18 protein-coding genes are annotated in these 16,058 nt (G+C 42.5%); 8 read left to right on the forward strand and 10 right to left on the reverse strand.

Annotated elements, in window-relative coordinates; translation table 11 throughout:
- Window positions 1-204 precede the first annotated feature (204 nt).
- Together lpcA and L3V25_RS09195 are read left to right on the forward strand one after the other, a co-directional pair.
- Window positions 205-783 (forward strand): D-sedoheptulose 7-phosphate isomerase, encoded by a 579-nt coding sequence (lpcA, locus tag L3V25_RS09190; RefSeq protein ID WP_237295084.1) that lies wholly within the window; start codon window positions 205-207, stop codon window positions 781-783.
- A gap of 63 nt (window positions 784-846) precedes the next feature.
- Window positions 847-1,656: a class II glutamine amidotransferase gene (locus L3V25_RS09195; RefSeq protein ID WP_237295085.1), complete on the forward strand. Its 810-nt coding sequence runs from the start codon at window positions 847-849 to the stop codon at window positions 1,654-1,656.
- A gap of 229 nt (window positions 1,657-1,885) precedes the next feature.
- Here the strand turns inward: L3V25_RS09195 and purN are convergent, their stop codons facing one another.
- Both purN and purM read right to left on the reverse strand, forming a co-directional pair.
- Complete coding sequence (purN, locus tag L3V25_RS09200; RefSeq protein ID WP_237295086.1) at window positions 1,886-2,542, reverse strand: phosphoribosylglycinamide formyltransferase; 657 nt, start codon at window positions 2,540-2,542, stop codon at window positions 1,886-1,888.
- 55 nt (window positions 2,543-2,597) lie between these two features.
- The gene (purM, locus tag L3V25_RS09205; protein WP_237295087.1) at window positions 2,598-3,638 is read right to left on the reverse strand and encodes a phosphoribosylformylglycinamidine cyclo-ligase; all 1,041 of its coding nucleotides are present in this window, start codon (window positions 3,636-3,638) and stop codon (window positions 2,598-2,600) included.
- Window positions 3,639-3,836: 198 nt separating this feature from the next.
- Between purM and upp the strand changes: the two genes are divergently transcribed.
- Together upp and L3V25_RS09215 are read left to right on the forward strand one after the other, a co-directional pair.
- A complete protein-coding gene (gene upp, locus L3V25_RS09210; RefSeq protein ID WP_237295088.1) occupies window positions 3,837-4,463 on the forward strand; it encodes a uracil phosphoribosyltransferase in 627 nt (208 codons plus the stop codon).
- Window positions 4,464-4,654: 191 nt separating this feature from the next.
- Entirely contained in the window at window positions 4,655-5,863 is a 1,209-nt protein-coding gene (locus tag L3V25_RS09215) for a DUF2066 domain-containing protein (protein ID WP_237295089.1), read from the forward strand.
- 106 nt (window positions 5,864-5,969) lie between these two features.
- Here the strand turns inward: L3V25_RS09215 and L3V25_RS09220 are convergent, their stop codons facing one another.
- Entirely contained in the window at window positions 5,970-7,118 is a 1,149-nt protein-coding gene (locus L3V25_RS09220; protein ID WP_237295090.1) for an iron-containing alcohol dehydrogenase, read from the reverse strand.
- Between the two features lie 82 nt (window positions 7,119-7,200).
- Window positions 7,201-8,211, reverse strand: a complete 1,011-nt coding sequence (locus tag L3V25_RS09225) for an NADP-dependent oxidoreductase (RefSeq protein ID WP_237295091.1) — start codon at window positions 8,209-8,211, stop codon at window positions 7,201-7,203.
- A gap of 110 nt (window positions 8,212-8,321) precedes the next feature.
- On the opposite strand from L3V25_RS09225, the gene L3V25_RS09230 reads away from it, so the two are divergent.
- Window positions 8,322-9,236, forward strand: a complete 915-nt coding sequence (locus L3V25_RS09230) for a LysR family transcriptional regulator (protein WP_237295092.1) — start codon at window positions 8,322-8,324, stop codon at window positions 9,234-9,236.
- A gap of 84 nt (window positions 9,237-9,320) precedes the next feature.
- Here the strand turns inward: L3V25_RS09230 and L3V25_RS09235 are convergent, their stop codons facing one another.
- The 4 genes from L3V25_RS09235 to L3V25_RS09250 are packed head-to-tail and all read right to left on the reverse strand — an operon-like array spanning window position 9,321 to window position 12,238.
- Window positions 9,321-9,755: a DUF2069 domain-containing protein gene (locus tag L3V25_RS09235; RefSeq protein WP_237295093.1), complete on the reverse strand. Its 435-nt coding sequence runs from the start codon at window positions 9,753-9,755 to the stop codon at window positions 9,321-9,323.
- Window positions 9,756-9,803: 48 nt separating this feature from the next.
- A complete protein-coding gene (wrbA, locus tag L3V25_RS09240) occupies window positions 9,804-10,412 on the reverse strand; it encodes an NAD(P)H:quinone oxidoreductase (RefSeq protein ID WP_237295094.1) in 609 nt (202 codons plus the stop codon).
- Window positions 10,409-10,759: an arsenate reductase (glutaredoxin) gene (arsC, locus tag L3V25_RS09245; protein ID WP_237295095.1), complete on the reverse strand. Its 351-nt coding sequence runs from the start codon at window positions 10,757-10,759 to the stop codon at window positions 10,409-10,411. The genes wrbA and arsC overlap by 4 nt, the downstream gene beginning before the upstream one ends.
- A gap of 27 nt (window positions 10,760-10,786) precedes the next feature.
- On the reverse strand, window positions 10,787-12,238 hold the full coding sequence (locus L3V25_RS09250; protein ID WP_237295096.1) for a M48 family metallopeptidase: 1,452 nt from the start codon (window positions 12,236-12,238) through the stop codon (window positions 10,787-10,789).
- Window positions 12,239-12,443: 205 nt separating this feature from the next.
- Between L3V25_RS09250 and L3V25_RS09255 the strand changes: the two genes are divergently transcribed.
- Together L3V25_RS09255 and L3V25_RS09260 are read left to right on the forward strand one after the other, a co-directional pair.
- Window positions 12,444-12,674: a sulfurtransferase TusA family protein gene (locus L3V25_RS09255; RefSeq protein ID WP_237295097.1), complete on the forward strand. Its 231-nt coding sequence runs from the start codon at window positions 12,444-12,446 to the stop codon at window positions 12,672-12,674.
- Window positions 12,675-13,754, forward strand: coding sequence for an AI-2E family transporter (locus L3V25_RS09260; protein ID WP_237295098.1), 1,080 nt, complete (start codon window positions 12,675-12,677; stop codon window positions 13,752-13,754).
- A gap of 89 nt (window positions 13,755-13,843) precedes the next feature.
- Here the strand turns inward: L3V25_RS09260 and bcp are convergent, their stop codons facing one another.
- A complete protein-coding gene (gene bcp / locus L3V25_RS09265; RefSeq protein ID WP_237295099.1) occupies window positions 13,844-14,314 on the reverse strand; it encodes a thioredoxin-dependent thiol peroxidase in 471 nt (156 codons plus the stop codon).
- An 82-nt stretch (window positions 14,315-14,396) separates the two neighbouring features.
- Entirely contained in the window at window positions 14,397-14,945 is a 549-nt protein-coding gene (locus L3V25_RS09270) for an ACT domain-containing protein (RefSeq protein WP_237295100.1), read from the reverse strand.
- A 214-nt stretch (window positions 14,946-15,159) separates the two neighbouring features.
- Between L3V25_RS09270 and dapA the strand changes: the two genes are divergently transcribed.
- The gene (gene dapA, locus L3V25_RS09275; RefSeq protein ID WP_237295101.1) at window positions 15,160-16,038 is read left to right on the forward strand and encodes a 4-hydroxy-tetrahydrodipicolinate synthase; all 879 of its coding nucleotides are present in this window, start codon (window positions 15,160-15,162) and stop codon (window positions 16,036-16,038) included.
- The last annotated feature ends 20 nt before the right edge of the window (window positions 16,039-16,058 follow it).

A 16,058-nucleotide genomic window follows, 5' to 3' on the forward strand; every position in this document is an offset into this window, starting at 1 on the left:
ATAGGTGTTTATATTTTATTGGAGTGGTTCGTTTTCTAACTACCTTGTAAGAGTAGTATCGAATGGCGGTTTCTTTCTTATATAAATAATGCTTACAGAAATCATGGATCCTTCTTACGAAAATATTTCATCCAATGGGTGACAGGTCTCGTTCTTTATAGGTAAACTCAAGATTGATAACTATTCAAAATAAGGGAACCTCCCATGTACCAAGATTTGATTCGAAGTGAACTCACAGAAGCTGCCCAAGTACTCAACGCTTTTCTAAGTGATGATAAAAATCTTCAAGATATTGAAGCGGCAGCTAAGCTGATAGCGGATTCATTTAAGCAAGGTGGCAAAGTGTTGTCTTGTGGTAACGGTGGCTCGCACTGTGATGCGATGCACTTTGCTGAAGAATTAACGGGACGCTACCGTGAGAACCGCCCAGGTTACCCTGGGATTGCTATTTCGGATCCAAGCCACCTTTCTTGTGTTAGTAACGATTTTGGCTACGAGTTTGTTTTCTCCCGCTACCTTGAAGCGGTAGGGCAAAAGGGAGATGTGCTATTTGGTCTTTCTACCTCGGGTAACTCTGGCAATATCTTAAAAGCAATGGAAACTGCCAAGCAAAAAGGCATGAAGACAATTGCCTTAACGGGTAAAGACGGCGGTAAAATGGCGGGTATTGCTGATGTGGAAATTCGTGTTCCTCATTTTGGTTACGCTGACCGTATTCAAGAAGTCCACATTAAAATTATCCATATCGTGATCCAATTGATTGAAAAAGAAATGGAAAAGTAACTTTATTATTTTGATGTTTTAAAGAGACTATTTTAAAAAGCGGTATGTTAAAAGGAACGATGAATGTGTGAATTGCTCGGTATGAGTGCCAATGTCCCAACCGACATTTGCTTCAGTTTTACCGGATTAATCCAACGTGGTGGAAAAACTGGCCCTCACCGTGATGGCTGGGGGATCACCTTTTATGAAGGTAAAGGGTGCCGTAATTTTAAAGACCCGAAACCGAGCTGCCATTCTAAAATTGCTGAGCTAGTACAGAGCTACCCAATAAAAAGTTGCGCGGTGATTAGTCATATTCGTCAGGCTAATCGAGGAGAGGTGAACTTAGAAAACACTCACCCATTTACTCGTGAGCTGTGGGGGAAGAATTGGACGTTTGCCCATAATGGTCAATTGAGTGGTTACCAAGATTTAAATACTGGTCGCCATCGTCCTATTGGAGAAACCGATAGCGAGTTGTCATTTTGCTGGATTTTAAAGCAGCTTGAAGACCGTTATCCAGAGCCACCACATTCTCGCCAAATGCCAGAGATCTTTCAGTTTATTGCTCAATGTTGTGATGAATTGAAAAAGTTAGGCGTGTTTAACATGCTGTTGAGCGATGGTGAGTATGTGATGATGTACTGCACCAACAACCTTCACTGGATAACAAGACGAGCACCTTTTGGTAAAGCGACATTGATTGATGAAGAAGTCAGTATCGACTTTCAAGAAGAAACCACGCCGAATGATGTGGTATCAGTGATTGCCACTCAACCGTTAACCGATAACGAACGCTGGCATAAAATGAAGCCTAGTGAATATGGTGTGTTTCATTTTGGTGAGCTGATTTTAGATAATAGCTTAGATCTGATTGATGAGCCGTTTGCGTGAAAGGATGCTAGTTTTTAGTTTTTAGTTTCTAGTTTCGAGGGTAGCGTATTTCGTGGCTCGGGCGCTTCGCTTCTTGTTGCTCGAGGGGCTTGGTCTAGACTTAACCATTGATGATTTATAGTGAAATAGTGCTTGATATTTAGTCAAACTCGAGCACTATTTCTCTCGCAACTCGCAACTCGCAACTCGCAACTCGCAACTCGCAACTCGCAACTCGCAACTCGCAACTCTAATCTTCAGCGTACCCATGCAGCCCTAATGGCTGACCATCCAAATAAGCTTGCTGTTGTTTCATCTCTAATCGGCCTTCAATAAACCATTTGCTCACCAGAGGATAAATATTATGCTCTTGGACGAGGACTCGCTTGGCTAAATCATCGGCACTGTCATCTTCAAAAACAGGTACCTTGGCTTGTAAAATAACAGGGCCACCATCGAGTTCTTCAGTAACAAAGTGGACACTGGTTCCATGTTCACTATCACCGGCATCAATGGCGCGCTGATGAGTGTTAAGACCTGAATATTTAGGAAGTAGAGAAGGGTGGATGTTTAGCATTTTGCCTAAGTAATGTTCTACAAAGTTACTGCTGAGGATACGCATGTAACCGGCGAGAATAATTAAATCAGGTTGATAGGCGTCGATTTGCTTCATCAATTCAGTATCAAAAGCCAAACGATCGGGCTTTCCATCTGAATTTAGAAAGTCTTGCGCGGAAAGGGAGTGAGCTGCGATTGAATGATTTTTTGCACGCTCTAAACCATAAGCTTCAGCTTTGTTTGAAAACACTGCCGTGACTTTGGCTTGAATTTGTTCGGATTCACAAGCATCGATAATGGCTTGTAGGTTGCTTCCATTACCTGAAACTAATACAACGATATTTTTCATACATTCCTTGCCAAATAAGAACAGCCGAAAGTCAATTTGACTTTCGGCTGTTTGCTTATTTAATTTCCACTTGCTCTTCACCAGCTTCAGCTGTCGCTATTTGACCGATGATCCAAGCGTTTTCACCTTCAGCATTAAGTAGTTCTACTGCGGCTTGTGCTTGATCTTGTGGAAGTGCCACAATCAGGCCAACACCACAGTTGAACGTACGGTACATCTCGTAGGTTTCAACATTTCCTTTTTGTTGTAACCAAGAGAAAATTGCTGGCCATTCCCAACTGTTACCATCGATCACTGCTTTAGTGCCTTCCGGTAATACGCGTGGAATGTTTTCCCAGAAACCACCGCCAGTAATATGAGAAATCGCATGGATATCATGCTTTTCAATCATTTTAAGTGCTGATTTGATGTAGATCTTAGTTGGTTCGATAAGGTGTTCACCAATCGTGCGACCGTTTAAGTCTTCATTTAAATCAGCTTGAGACACTTCAAGGATCTTACGAATAAGTGAATAGCCGTTTGAGTGAGGGCCACTTGAACCTACCGCGATTAAAGCGTCACCAGCGGCTACTTTGGTGCCATCGATAACGTCAGCTTTTTCGACTACGCCAACACAGAAGCCGGCAACATCGTAGTCTTCGCCTTCGTACATACCAGGCATTTCAGCAGTTTCACCACCGATTAAAGAACAACCCGCTTGGATACAACCTTCACCGATGCCGGTTACCACTTCTGCTGCGGTATCCACATCTAGTTTGCCAGTTGCGTAGTAGTCTAGGAAGAAAAGAGGTTCTGCACCTTGAACGATTAAATCATTCACACACATGGCGACAAGGTCGATACCAATGGTGTCGTGTTTTTTCATATCCAAAGCCAGACGCAGTTTCGTTCCAACACCATCTGTGCCAGAAACTAAAAGCGGCTGCTTGTATTTGGTTGGTAGCTCACATAATGCACCAAAGCCACCGATGCCACCCATAACTTCCGGGCGACGAGTGCGTTTTACCACACCTTTAATTTTATCGACTAATGCATTACCTGCATCAATATCAACACCAGCGTCTTTATAGCTTAGAGAAGAATTGTTACCACTCACGGGGATATCCTCGCCTTTGATTTGATTGGATGTGAAAAACGGGGCTATTCTAACAGGGGATGAAGTGAAAAGGAAAACGTTTGCGTCAGTTTTTTTGCTTCAATGATTGGTCAAAAAATTTAATGAGTTCTATCAATGAATTCTGGTGTTTTTGGGGTATAATTCGGATGTTTGTCAAAATTAAGCACGGAGTTGGACATGAAAGTCGTAGAAGTTAAACACCCACTGGTTAAGCATAAGCTTGGTCTAATGCGCGAAGGCGATATCAGCACAAAACGTTTTCGTGAGTTAGCAACAGAAGTGGGAAGTTTACTCACTTATGAAGCGACCTCTGATTTTGAAACAGAGAAAGTGACAATTAAAGGCTGGAATGGCCCGGTTGAAATTGACCAAATTAAAGGTAAAAAAGTCACCGTTGTGCCGATCCTTCGTGCTGGTTTAGGGATGATGGATGGCGTACTTGAGCACATGCCAAGCGCTAGAATTTCTGTTGTTGGTGTATACCGTGATGAAGAAACACTTGAGCCAATCCCATACTTTAACAAGTTAACTTCTAGCATTAATGAGCGTATCGCTCTAGTTGTTGACCCAATGTTAGCCACCGGCGGTTCTATGATTGCAACAGTTGACTTGTTAAAAGAGCAAGGTTGTAACCAAATTAAAGTACTAGTGCTAGTTGCTGCTCCTGAAGGCATTGAAGCTTTAGAGAAAGCGCATCCTGATATTGAGTTATACACTGCTGCGATTGACGAAAAACTGGATGATAAAGGTTATATCGTTCCTGGTTTAGGCGATGCTGGTGATAAGATCTTCGGCACTCAATAAATAACGCCATTTCAGAAAATTATCTGGAAGATGGAATTAATTAGTATAAAGCGACTCTATTAAATGGAGTCGCTTTTTTTATGCCCATTAGCACGAAGAAAAATGTATACGTTTCATGTATGATTAGCGGCTTAATATAAGAGTGTGGTGCTACTACACAGAATGATTTCTGAATAAAAAACAGGTCTGTTATGCGTTATCTTGTTATCCCCCTTGTCGCTTCGATTTTATTTCCATTAACGACAGTTGCTAAAACGTCGGTTGATGTATATCACGCTGAAGTTGTGTTAAGTAATGAAAAAAATGCACGCTCAATTGCATGGGGTGAAGGTCTCGAGCAAGTGTTAGTTAAAGCATCGGGTAATGCCAATATTGCTGACAATGAGGTCGTAAAAAAAGCCATGCGCGATGGCTCTGATTATTTGGCGAAATTTAAATATGGTACGCTAAATGGCGAAAAAAGTTTAGATATGCAGTACAGCCCTAAACAAATCAGTGTGTTGTTATCAAAAGCCAATGCTTCGGTTTGGCCGAAAGAACGTGAGAACGTTTTAGTTTGGTTGGTGCAAGATGACAATGTTGAGCGTCAAGTAGGTTGGGAGCAATCTGGATTAGATTCAGTGTCAGCTTTACAAACGGCCGCGCAACAGTCAGGGCTTCCGATCACTTTGCCCGTGGGTGATATGGATGATTTAACTAAAATTTCTGCGCCAGATTTATGGGGCGGCTTTCCAGAGCCACTTGCCGCTGCCAGTGTTCGTTATCCGGCAGATTCTGTACTCGTACTAAAAGTGGCGGCTAATGGAGCATCTTCAGAAGTCAATTGGCAGCTCTATGATATGGCTCCTGATAGTATTACCTCTTCGCCTCAATCTGCTGTCACAGGGGTTGAAAGTGGCGATGTCGCTCAAGCGATAGATAAAGCCATTGACCGAGTTAGTGCTTACTACGCTAAGAAAAACAAACCAACCGGTAAGCAAGTGGCGGATGATGCGCTATGGGCTCATTTCTCTGGCATTCAATCGGCTCAACCTTTCTTTAATTTAGAGCGCTCTTTACTTGATTTAGAGAGTGTTGCAACAGTACAAGTGCACTCGATTCAAGGTGCGAATGTGACATTCAATATTCAACTATTAAGCAACAAAGCGGAATTTGAAAAGCAAGTCACAGGATTAAAAGGAATAGAGCAAGCACAAGCGCCTGTGGACTCTGCAAAAGTGGCAGAACAAGTGGCCGCCGAGCAGTTAGCCCAAGAAGGGGATGCTCAGCAAGCCAACCAAGCATCAGATCAAGAAATAGAGCAAGAAACGGATGCGGTTGCTCCAGAGAGCTCAGAGCCAGAAGATAAAACTACTGAAGAACAATTGCCAGCCGATCAGCAGTTGTGGTTTAGTTTATAGAATAAGGTAGATATATCCAGTTCACTTGGATATAAAAAAGGGAGCCAAGTTGGCTCCCTTTTTGCTGCGTTAAATTAATTCAGTGATTAATTGAACTCGCTATAACTTAAAGCGCAGTTTCTAGCACTTTACGTGAACGGGCAATATCAATTGAGCCGTGTTCACCGAGTTTTGTCATGCCATGTGCTTCTAAGCTTGTGATGGCAGTATCAACGTCTGCTTGTGCAAGATCGATTTCACCAAGTGAAACAGGCGTTTTCATTTGGCTGAAGAATTGCTTAGTTTTCTCAATCGCCGCATCAATACGAGCATCATCAGAACCTTCAGTGATATTCCAGATGCGCTCTGCATATTGTAGTAATTTCGCTTTTTTCTCTTCGCGACATACATTCATTACCGCAGGGAGTACGATAGTTAAGCTACGGCCGTGGTCTACACCGAAGTTACCTGTTAGTTCGTGACCAATCATGTGAGTTGCCCAGTCTTGAGGTACGCCAACACCGATTAAACCGCTTAGTGCTTGAGTAGCCGCCCACATAACGTTAGTACGAGCTTCGATATCTTGTAGGTTATCGATTAATTTTGGACCTTCTTCGATTAAGGTAAGTAGAATACCTTCTGCAAAACGGTCTTGGATTTTTGCGTTAACAGGGTACGTTAAGTATTGCTCCATTACGTGAACATAGGCATCAACCACACCGTTAGAGGTTTGACGCTCAGATAGGCTTAATGTGGTTTGTGGATCTAATACTGCAAATTGAGGGCGAACTAGCGGGTTCATAAATGCTAGTTTTTCTTTGCCACGAGTTACTACTGCACCAATATTGGTTTCAGAACCAGTCGCCGGTAGGGTTAAGATACAACCTAAAGGTAGTGCACTGTTCACTTCAGCACCTTTAGCTAAGATATCCCAAGTGTCACCTTCAAAGCCAACCGCCGCAGAGATGAACTTAGTACCATCAACCACTGAACCACCGCCAACAGCTAATAGGTAGTCAAAGCCTTCGGCACGGATTTTTTCAACTGCTTTCATTAAAGTGTCGAATTGTGGGTTTGGCTCGATGCCAGAGAATTCATCCCAAGTATGATCTTTAAGCGCAGCAACCACTTGGTCATACACACCGTTGCTTTTGATTGAACCGCCACCGTATGTCACCAGAATTTTTTTGTCTTTAGGAATGCTATTGGTGATTGCTGAGATTTGACCTTGGCCAAAATGAATTTGAGTCGTATTTTGATAGCTAAAATTGTTCATTTGTTGCTCCAGAGTAAATCGTCGCTTTTACGTGAAAGCGACGTTATTGAATTTAGATTGTGTTCAGAATGATGATTTCTTATTACAGTTTAATGAGCATCTTACCGATGTTCTCACCTTTAAATAATCCAAGGAAAGCATCAGGAGTGGCTTCGATGCCTTCACGGGTCGTCTCTTTCCAGCTGATTTTTCCTTGCTCAACCCATTGAGTTAATTGCGCAACGTAGCTTGGATAATGTTCCCAGTGATCAGAGACGATGAAGCCTTGAATGCGTAGGCTCTTCTTGACGATGTTAGCCAGATTATTTGGGCCGGCTTTAGCGTCTTCTAGGTTATATAGATCAATCATGCCGCAGACACTCATGCGTCCATAACGATTTAATAAATTTAATGCGGCTTCTAGGTGATCTCCACCAACATTCTCGTAGCATACATCAACACCTTGTGGGCAATGTTCTGCGAGTGCGGCTTCAAGCTCAGCGGCATTGTTATAATCTTTGTAATTGATGACGCCATCGACACCAAGTGATTTTAACCATTCCACTTTTTCATCACTACCAGCACTACCAATAACGCGGCAGCCTTTTAATTTAGCAAATTGACAAACTAGGCTACCGACCGCGCCTGAAGCGGCAGAAACTAATACGGTTTCGCCTTCTTTCAGTTCGCCAATAATATTCAAACCAACCCAAGCGGTTAAGCCTGGCATACCTGCAACACCGAGGAAGCTTTGGTCGGGTAGTGTAGTCTGTGGCAGTTTTTGTACCATGTCACCGGTTGAGACTGCGTATTCGCGCCAACCAAGCATGCTGTTAACTTTATCGCCTACTTGAAAATCTGGATGCTTGGATTCAATCACTTCACCAATCGCAGAGCCTTGCATTAATTCACCAAGTTGAAATGGCGGTACATAACTTTCAGCATCGGTCATTCTGCCACGCATATAAGGATCAACGGATAACCAAAGGTTCTTGATGATGAATTGGCCTTCAGTGATATCAGTAATCGTTTCGGTTTGTAACTCAAAACACTCTTGAGTTGGCATGCCAGCTGGACGTTGTTTTAAAGCGTAACCTTTACTTTCAATATGCATTGGAACCTCTATCGTGGAGTTGATTGAAAATTTATGCTGTTAGAATAGCGAGAAAGGTAATATATTCCTAATGCATAAAGATAATTACCAAAATGAGCTAAAGTCATATCATGAATAAGCTAAATCAAGTCGACTTAAATTTATTGGTCGCATTACAAGCTTTGATTCGCACCAAAAGTGTCACCAAAGCGGCTTTGCAACTGAATATCACGCAATCGGCAATGAGCCGTACTTTGCAGCGTTTACGTCATCAATTTGGTGATCCTCTATTTGTGCGAACCAAAGGTGGTCTGCTACCTACCGAGCGTACGATTGAGATGTCGACGTCATTGGATTGTTTATTGCAGCACGCAGAAACGTTGCTCAACCCAGCGGCTTTTGAACCCAAGCAAGCCAATACGCATTTCACCTTAATGATGAGTGATTTTTTCTCGCAAGTTTTCATGCCACCCGTTTATAAAACATTATTTGAGCAAGCACCGGGCGTGTCATTGACGTGTTTAAATCGTCAGCCAGATATGATGGAAAAGTTATCACTTGGTGAGGCTGATTTAAGTTTTAGTAGTGATGTACAAAAACCGCAAGCTGATATTTATGCGCAGGCTCTTGGCCCAGATCGTTTAGTGACCATGATGAGGAAAGGCCACCCGTTAGCCAATCAACCTTTAACTTTAGATGCTTATTGTAATAGTGCCCATGCGTTAATTTCGATGGGAGGAGATAGAGCGGGAGCGATTGATTTGGCATTAGCAAAAATTGGTCGTAAACGTAACGTGGTATTGCGAATGCCGCACTTTACTGCTGCGCCTTATGCCATTGAGCAAAGTGATCTATTGCTAACCTTACCGGGATGTTTGGCGAGAAAAATGGCAGAGCACTTAGAGGTGGTGGTGATGGATACCCCAATAGAGACAGCAACCTACCAATATCATATGGTTTGGCATGCAAGACAACATAATAACCTTGCACACCGCTGGCTTAGAACCGAAGTTCAGAAAGTTTTATCGCAAGCGTTTTCTGAATAATCATACCCGTCGTACTTGAAGTTGCAGCTTTGTTGATGGCGTTCATTCGCGCCTCACTGCAACGTCAATTACTGTGGGTATGTACTATTTGTTTGAACCTTCATATTTGGCTTTTTCTTGCTTTTCTACTTCTGAAAGACGCGTTAGCTTTAAGCCAAGTGCTTTACCTTTGTGGCGAGCATAAAGAATATTGGCCACAAAATTAATGCTAGTTAAAAGCAGTTCAATAGCTGCAAGTATGCGCTCACCATTATCGATATATAAAATGGTTAATGAGTGCAAAAAGTAGAACATTAAAATGAAGTTCGCCCAAGCGTGGGTATAGGGTTTACCTTTAATGATACCGATAAAAGGCAGCAGTAACGGAATACACCAACCTACGGTGACGGCGGTTGAGTTAAGATCGGGGTGAGGGGAAATGAAACCATGCCATGCGAGTACCCACAGCAGTAGTGCAAAGTAGCTAAATAGAGCCAAGTAGCGATCAAAAAGTGGCGATGTCGCCGATGATTGTGTCATAAAGTCCGTTTCTTATGTTGATGAAGCATGATTTAGTGAAGCATGTGATTAAGTATGTAGAGATGATAAGGCTAAAGCTGCTTTTGCTAAACGTTGGCCTTGTGCAAATGCTAACTCAGTCACTTGTTTATCGAGTCCGCTATGGCCTTGTTTCGATATCGAGCTTGCTCCATAGGGCGTTCCGCCTTTAAAGCTAGTGTGTAAACTTGGCTCTGAATAAGGGAGTCCCATTACCATCATGCCGTGATGCAATAGCGGTAACATCATTGATTGTTGAGTAGTCTCTTGCCCGCCATGAGGGGACGATGATGAGGTAAACACACAAGCGGGCTTATCAATTAAATCACCAGCGATCCACAAAGAAGTGGTTTGATCCCAAAAGTGTTTCATCGCCGCACTCATATTGCCAAACCAAACTGGACTACCAATTGCCAAACCATCACATTGCTTTAATTCTGGTAATTCGATCACAGGATCGGTAGCAGGATGGTCGTCATTGGAATCAATATCCGCAACAGTGCGCAATGAAGCTTGGCAGTTTTCTACCGATTCTACCCCTCGGGCAATATGGCGAGCTAACTGCTGCGTTGTACCGTGTCGGCTATGGTACAACACAACAATAGTCACGGAGCTGCGCTTTAGCAGTGGATCAATCATAGAATCTCAAGCACTTGCTCTGGTGGGCGGCCATGGCGAGCTTGGTCATTGGCAACCACGATAGGGCGTTCAATCAGTTTTGGGTTTTCAGCCATAGCGTTAAATAGATTATCATCACTCAAAGCCTCATCGGCTAAGTTTAGTGATTTATAAATATCTTCTTTAATGCGCATCATATCGCGAACTTTGGTTAAGCCTAGTTGCTTAAACAAGGTTTTTAGCGTGGCAACATCCGGTGTATCGTCTAAATATTTAACCACTTGAGGTTCAATGCCTTGTTCGGTTAATAGCTCTAATGTTTGACGGCTTTTTGAGCAGCGTGGGTTGTGATAAATAACAACTGACATGACATATCCTTATAAAGTTTTAATGAATTATTGTAGAGCAGCAAAACGTTGCTGTTCGATACGCAATTGGTCAATCCGAGCATCATATCTTGCTTGTTGTAGACTGCCTAATTCGGCTAACTGACTTGCTCTAGTGTAGTTACTGATTGCTTTATTCCAATTCGCTCGCAGTGCAAATATTTCACCTTCTGATGCTAATTGTTCCGGCTCATTGGCGGCTTTTCGATTAGCATTGGCTAACAATGACCATCCCACCGTTTCATCTGGATGAGCATGGGTATACTTTTGTAAAATATTAATTGCCTCTTTATTGCGGTTTGCTTCAATAAGAACATTGGCATAGTTAATGGTTAATACTTGATTGCCCGGTTTTCTTTCGAGTCCTTTTTTAAGCAAAGTTATCGCGCTGTCATACTGTTTTTTATGTATGTATAAGTCAGACACCGCATCAAGATAAAAATTATTGTACGGATCGCTGGCCAGTAGTCGGGTTAAGATGGTTTCTGCTTGAGATATTTTACCGCTATCCATATAAACCAAGGCTTGGCCGTACTCTAAAGTTGGCTTTATCATTGGGCTGGCTTTTTGCAGTCTACGCTCAAACCAATCTAATGATTGAGCTGAATCGATGCTAGCATAGCGAGCGATCACTCGCGCTTTGGCAAGATGGAAATTAACAGAAATAGGTGGATTGACTCTAGGGTAACGGCCCGCTCTATCTCTTGCTTCGGATAGACGTGCTTTAGGTAAAGGGTGACTCAGCAACATTGGCGGCGGGGTGCTTGCATAGCGATATTGATCGGCTAATTGGCCAAAGAATTGAGGCATGCCTTCAGGATCAAAACCGGCTCTGGCCAATGTGGCAATACCAAATCGGTCTGCCTCTTGTTCATTAGAGCGCGTGTAGTTAATACTGGCTTGCATTGAACCTGCGGTAGTGGCATTAACCGCAGCAATACCTGCTTCTGGAGAGGCGATAGCAAGTAATAATGAACCGACTAAAGCGGCAATCGTTAATGGCGTACGACGCGCTTGATCTTCCATATGTCGAGCAAGATGTCGTTGAGTGATATGCGATATTTCGTGCGCAAAAACCGAGGCAAGTTGGCTTTCATTGTTGGCGTGAAGAAATAAACCGGTATTGGCCACCACGTACCCACCAAAAAAGGCAAAGGCGTTCACACTACGATCACGGATCAAATGGAAGTGAAAAGGGGTTTTGACATCATTAGCACTGGCAACCAGCTGGTGGCCTAACGAGGTGATGTACTCATCCATCACTGGGTCACTAATAATTGGACTGGTGCTGCGCAAAATTCGCATGTAAGCATCGCCATACTCTAATTCTTGAGCAATGGTCAATGTGCCTGCCGCAGCGGTACCTATATCCGGTAAGTCTTGCTGTGCATAGGCGATAGGTTGTACGCATAATAAAGCCGAAAGACATAAGCATGCGGTAGTGCGAAAAAATTGGCGCATATCGTTAAGCAACATCCATTATTATTTGACGTTATAAAAGCAAAGCCAGTTTATCTGTTATACCTAAGTAAGCTCAAGGTTTAGAGGTGACTTAGGTATATTTGTCAGAGGTATAGACCCAAAATCATTTGCTTGGTTTCTTTTTTATCCAAAGCATTTATACTCGCTCATGATTAATAACTCTATCATAAAGGTTAATGGCTGAATGAAAGTAGAGTGTCTTGATTTACGATCTCAGCGCTGCCCAATGGCACTATTGTTAGCCAAACGAAAAAGTGCTGAATTGTTGAACCAGCAATCACTAACCATCTTATCGAATGACACTGCATCGATTAACGATATGATTCGATATTTTAAACAAGCCCCGTATTCAGTAAAAGTACAACAGCATAATGGTGAATGTACTTTGTTAGTAACGAAAAAGGAATCAAATTGAATGTTTGAAATGATAGTTCGTTGGTATAAAAAACGATTTTCTGATCCACATGCCGTGAGCTTGGTGGCGATTTTATTATTTGGTTTTATTACTATTTACTTTTTTGGACATTTAATTGCGCCATTATTGGTCGCTATTGTATTAGCCTACTTGTTGGAGTGGCCAGTTAACCGTCTATCTAAAGTGGGGCTGCCTCGACTGGCGAGTGTCTTAGTGGTGGTGAGTGCTTTCATTGGCTTGATGCTGTTAGCTTTCTTTGGCCTAGTACCGACTATTTGGCGACAGATTGCTAGTTTGCTTAATGATATGCCGGGCATGTATACCACCTTCCAAACTTATATTGCGAGCTTGCCACAGCGTTATCCAGACATAGCAGATGTCCAGGTTATTGAAGTAATTATGCATAACGCTCAAAACAAAATAATCGGTATGGGCGATACCATTTTACGGGGTTCCATGGCTTCATTGTTGAGCTTAGCAACGCTAGGGGTTTACCTAGTACTTGTGCCGTTATTGATTTTCTTTTTACTGAAAGACAAATCAGAACTGATGGCAACATTAAGTGGAGTGTTACCACAAAATCGCCGCTTAGCCACCAAGGTTTGGGATGAAATGCACAACCAAATCTCCAACTATATTCGCGGTAAAGTCGTGGAGATTGTGATCGTTGGCGTGGCAACTTACATCGTATTCTTGATGTTTGGGTTGCGTTACCCTGTATTACTCGCCGTTGCAGTCGGTTTTTCTGTGCTGATTCCTTATATCGGTGCGGTAGCGGTTACCGTTCCAGTGGTACTAGTCGCACTATTCCAATGGGGATTAGTTCCTCAGTTTTATTGGTTAGTGATCGCTTATGGCATTGTACAAATGCTCGATGGTAATGTGCTGGTGCCAGTACTGTTCTCGGAAGCGGTTAACTTACATCCGATCGCGATTATAGTCGCGGTATTGGTATTTGGTGGATTATGGGGGTTCTGGGGCGTGTTCTTTGCGATTCCATTAGCCACACTAGTCAAAGCGGTTTGGAATGCTTTACCAAGTAATGAAACAAACAATGAACCGCCAGCTGAGCCACTATAACGACGTAGAAAGCTATTGATATAACAACGCCCAGATATCATCAAATATCTGGGCGTTTTAGTCTGTTCAATACTTATCTAGAGCGATGATTAAGCATTGTCATTTAGGTAGTTAAGTACCACTTCATGGTGATCTTTGGTTTTGAACTTGTTGAATACATGCTCAAGGTTGCCAGACTCATCAATCAGGAAGCTTGTTCTTACAACGCCCATGTTTTCACGACCCATGAACTTCTTGAGCTGCCAAACACCGTACTTCTCACACACTTCATGATCTTCATCAGACAGTAGAGTGAAGTTTAAGTTATCTCGTTCGATAAACTTACCTAGGCGTTTTACTGGGTCAATACTGACGCCGAGTACGACGACATTTTTATCTGCTAATTCTTGCTGAATATCGCGAAGGCCTTGAGCTTGAACCGTACAGCCCGGCGTCATGGCTTTTGGGTAAAAGTAAAATAAAACCTTCTTACCTTTAAAGTCACCTAAAGAAACGGTTTTGCCGTCTTGGTCAAGTAAAGCGAAATTAGGTGCGGGAGTGCCTGCGGTCAATGTTTGCATGATTCTTCCTTTTATTTGCGGTGTTTCTTATCCGAAGTTACTGGGTATATAAGAAGTTACTTGGGTATATAAAGTGAAATGATTAATCCATTTTTGCTTGTATTTGCAATTCACCATTAACAGAAAGTGTCTGACATAATCGCTCAAATGCTTGTTCTAGTTGAGTGGTATCCATATCAAGCTCGGTTAAACCGGAAATGAAAATATGGAACTGGTCAGCTTGTCCTGCCTGTTGAGGAGTGGTGGCTTTTTGAGTTTGTGCGCTTAATTCAGAAATATTGATCTGATGGTTGGAAAAAAATTGAGTAAATGCTTCCGTTAAGCCCACTCGGTCTTCCGACTCTATGGTGCATTCAACTTTGTAAGTATATTGCGGTGGTTGGTGAGGAGCCGTACGTTTCATTACTACCATGAGGTCATGTTCAGCACTCATTGATGGTAATAAGGTTTCGATGCGAGTAATGGCATTGGTTTCACCTGAGATCAGCATAATTAAAGTGAACTCCTTGCCGAATAAAGCGATACGACTGTCGACAATGTTTCCGCCAGAATGCGTCACAACCTGGGTTAAGCGATTGCAGATTCCCGGTCTATCTGAACCGACTGCGGTAATAACTAGATGATGAACCATGATCTCAACGTCCAAATTGAAATAATGATCATATCTTATCATAAATAAAATTGGCCGCTGTAAGTGAAAGCAAGATCTTTCGAGGGGCTTTTATATTGAGAAAGTAAACCAATGTCATTATTTCGTTGTAAATTACCAGAAAGAAGTGTTGAGCCCTTGTCTTCATTGAGCTTGTTAAAGTAACATGCTAGAAGAATTTCATAAGGAGAGAAGCATGTTCTCAGGAAGCATAGTTGCACTAGTTACGCCTTTTAATCATCTCGATGAAGTCGATTATGATAGCCTTAAAAATCTAGTGGAATACCATATTAAATCAGGTTCAAGCGGCATTGTTGCGGTTGGAACGACTGGCGAGTCTGCCACTTTAACCGTTGAAGAACATGTCAAAGTCGTGAATAAGACGGTGGAGTTTGCAGCTGGACGCATCCCTATTATTGCAGGCACGGGTGCCAATGCGACTCATGAAGCAGTGACATTTAGCCGTCTATTAAATGACTCAGGTGTTGCAGGCTGTTTGAGTGTCACGCCGTACTACAATAAGCCGACTCAAGAAGGTTTATATCAGCATTACAAAGCGATTGCTGAAGTCAGTGAAGTACCAGTGATTCTTTATAATGTACCGGGTCGTACTGCAGTGGATTTATTACCTGAAACCGTTGGCCGTTTATCTCAGGTCGATAATATTGTCGGAATTAAAGATGCTACGGGTGATTTGTCTCGAGTGGATAAATTCCGTGAACTTTGTGGTGATGAATTCGTCTTACTAAGTGGCGATGATGCGACTGGCTTAGATTTTGTTAAGCGCGGTGGTAATGGTGTGATTTCAGTGACTAATAACATCGCCGCTGCAGAAATGGCGCAAATGTTTAAATTAGCAGCGGAAGGGCAACTTGATGCGGCTGATGAAATCAATCAGAAGCTGATGCCATTACATAAAAATTTATTTATTGAATCTAGCCCTATTCCAGTGAAATGGGCCGCTCATAAGCTTGGTTTGATCTCTGAAGGTTTCTTGCGTTTACCATTAACCGAGTTAACGGAATCTGGTCAAGTGATTGTGGCTCAAGCGCTTAAAGACGCTGGTATTCAATAAAAATGGGTTTCAAGTTCGCT

The sequence above is a fragment of the Vibrio sp. CK2-1 genome, assembly GCF_021726515.1.
Taxonomy (GTDB): domain Bacteria; phylum Pseudomonadota; class Gammaproteobacteria; order Enterobacterales; family Vibrionaceae; genus Vibrio.

What these genes read in the sequence shown, in the direction of transcription:
- L3V25_RS09235 (WP_237295093.1), bottom strand. Translation starts at nt 9,755, where the DNA reads ATGACACAATCATCGGCGACATCGCCACTTTTTGATCGCTACTTGGCT.
- L3V25_RS09270 (WP_237295100.1), bottom strand. Translation starts at nt 14,945, where the DNA reads ATGGTTCATCATCTAGTTATTACCGCAGTCGGTTCAGATAGACCGGGA.
- purN (WP_237295086.1), bottom strand. Translation starts at nt 2,542, where the DNA reads ATGAAAAATATCGTTGTATTAGTTTCAGGTAATGGAAGCAACCTACAA.
- L3V25_RS09260 (WP_237295098.1), top strand. Translation starts at nt 12,675, where the DNA reads ATGTTTGAAATGATAGTTCGTTGGTATAAAAAACGATTTTCTGATCCA.
- wrbA (WP_237295094.1), bottom strand. Translation starts at nt 10,412, where the DNA reads ATGATTGATCCACTGCTAAAGCGCAGCTCCGTGACTATTGTTGTGTTG.
- L3V25_RS09225 (WP_237295091.1), bottom strand. Translation starts at nt 8,211, where the DNA reads ATGCATATTGAAAGTAAAGGTTACGCTTTAAAACAACGTCCAGCTGGC.
- upp (WP_237295088.1), top strand. Translation starts at nt 3,837, where the DNA reads ATGAAAGTCGTAGAAGTTAAACACCCACTGGTTAAGCATAAGCTTGGT.
- lpcA (WP_237295084.1), top strand. Translation starts at nt 205, where the DNA reads ATGTACCAAGATTTGATTCGAAGTGAACTCACAGAAGCTGCCCAAGTA.
- arsC (WP_237295095.1), bottom strand. Translation starts at nt 10,759, where the DNA reads ATGTCAGTTGTTATTTATCACAACCCACGCTGCTCAAAAAGCCGTCAA.
- bcp (WP_237295099.1), bottom strand. Translation starts at nt 14,314, where the DNA reads ATGCAAACATTGACCGCAGGCACTCCCGCACCTAATTTCGCTTTACTT.
- L3V25_RS09230 (WP_237295092.1), top strand. Translation starts at nt 8,322, where the DNA reads ATGAATAAGCTAAATCAAGTCGACTTAAATTTATTGGTCGCATTACAA.
- L3V25_RS09220 (WP_237295090.1), bottom strand. Translation starts at nt 7,118, where the DNA reads ATGAACAATTTTAGCTATCAAAATACGACTCAAATTCATTTTGGCCAA.
- dapA (WP_237295101.1), top strand. Translation starts at nt 15,160, where the DNA reads ATGTTCTCAGGAAGCATAGTTGCACTAGTTACGCCTTTTAATCATCTC.
- L3V25_RS09195 (WP_237295085.1), top strand. Translation starts at nt 847, where the DNA reads ATGTGTGAATTGCTCGGTATGAGTGCCAATGTCCCAACCGACATTTGC.
- L3V25_RS09215 (WP_237295089.1), top strand. Translation starts at nt 4,655, where the DNA reads ATGCGTTATCTTGTTATCCCCCTTGTCGCTTCGATTTTATTTCCATTA.
- L3V25_RS09250 (WP_237295096.1), bottom strand. Translation starts at nt 12,238, where the DNA reads ATGCGCCAATTTTTTCGCACTACCGCATGCTTATGTCTTTCGGCTTTA.
- L3V25_RS09255 (WP_237295097.1), top strand. Translation starts at nt 12,444, where the DNA reads ATGAAAGTAGAGTGTCTTGATTTACGATCTCAGCGCTGCCCAATGGCA.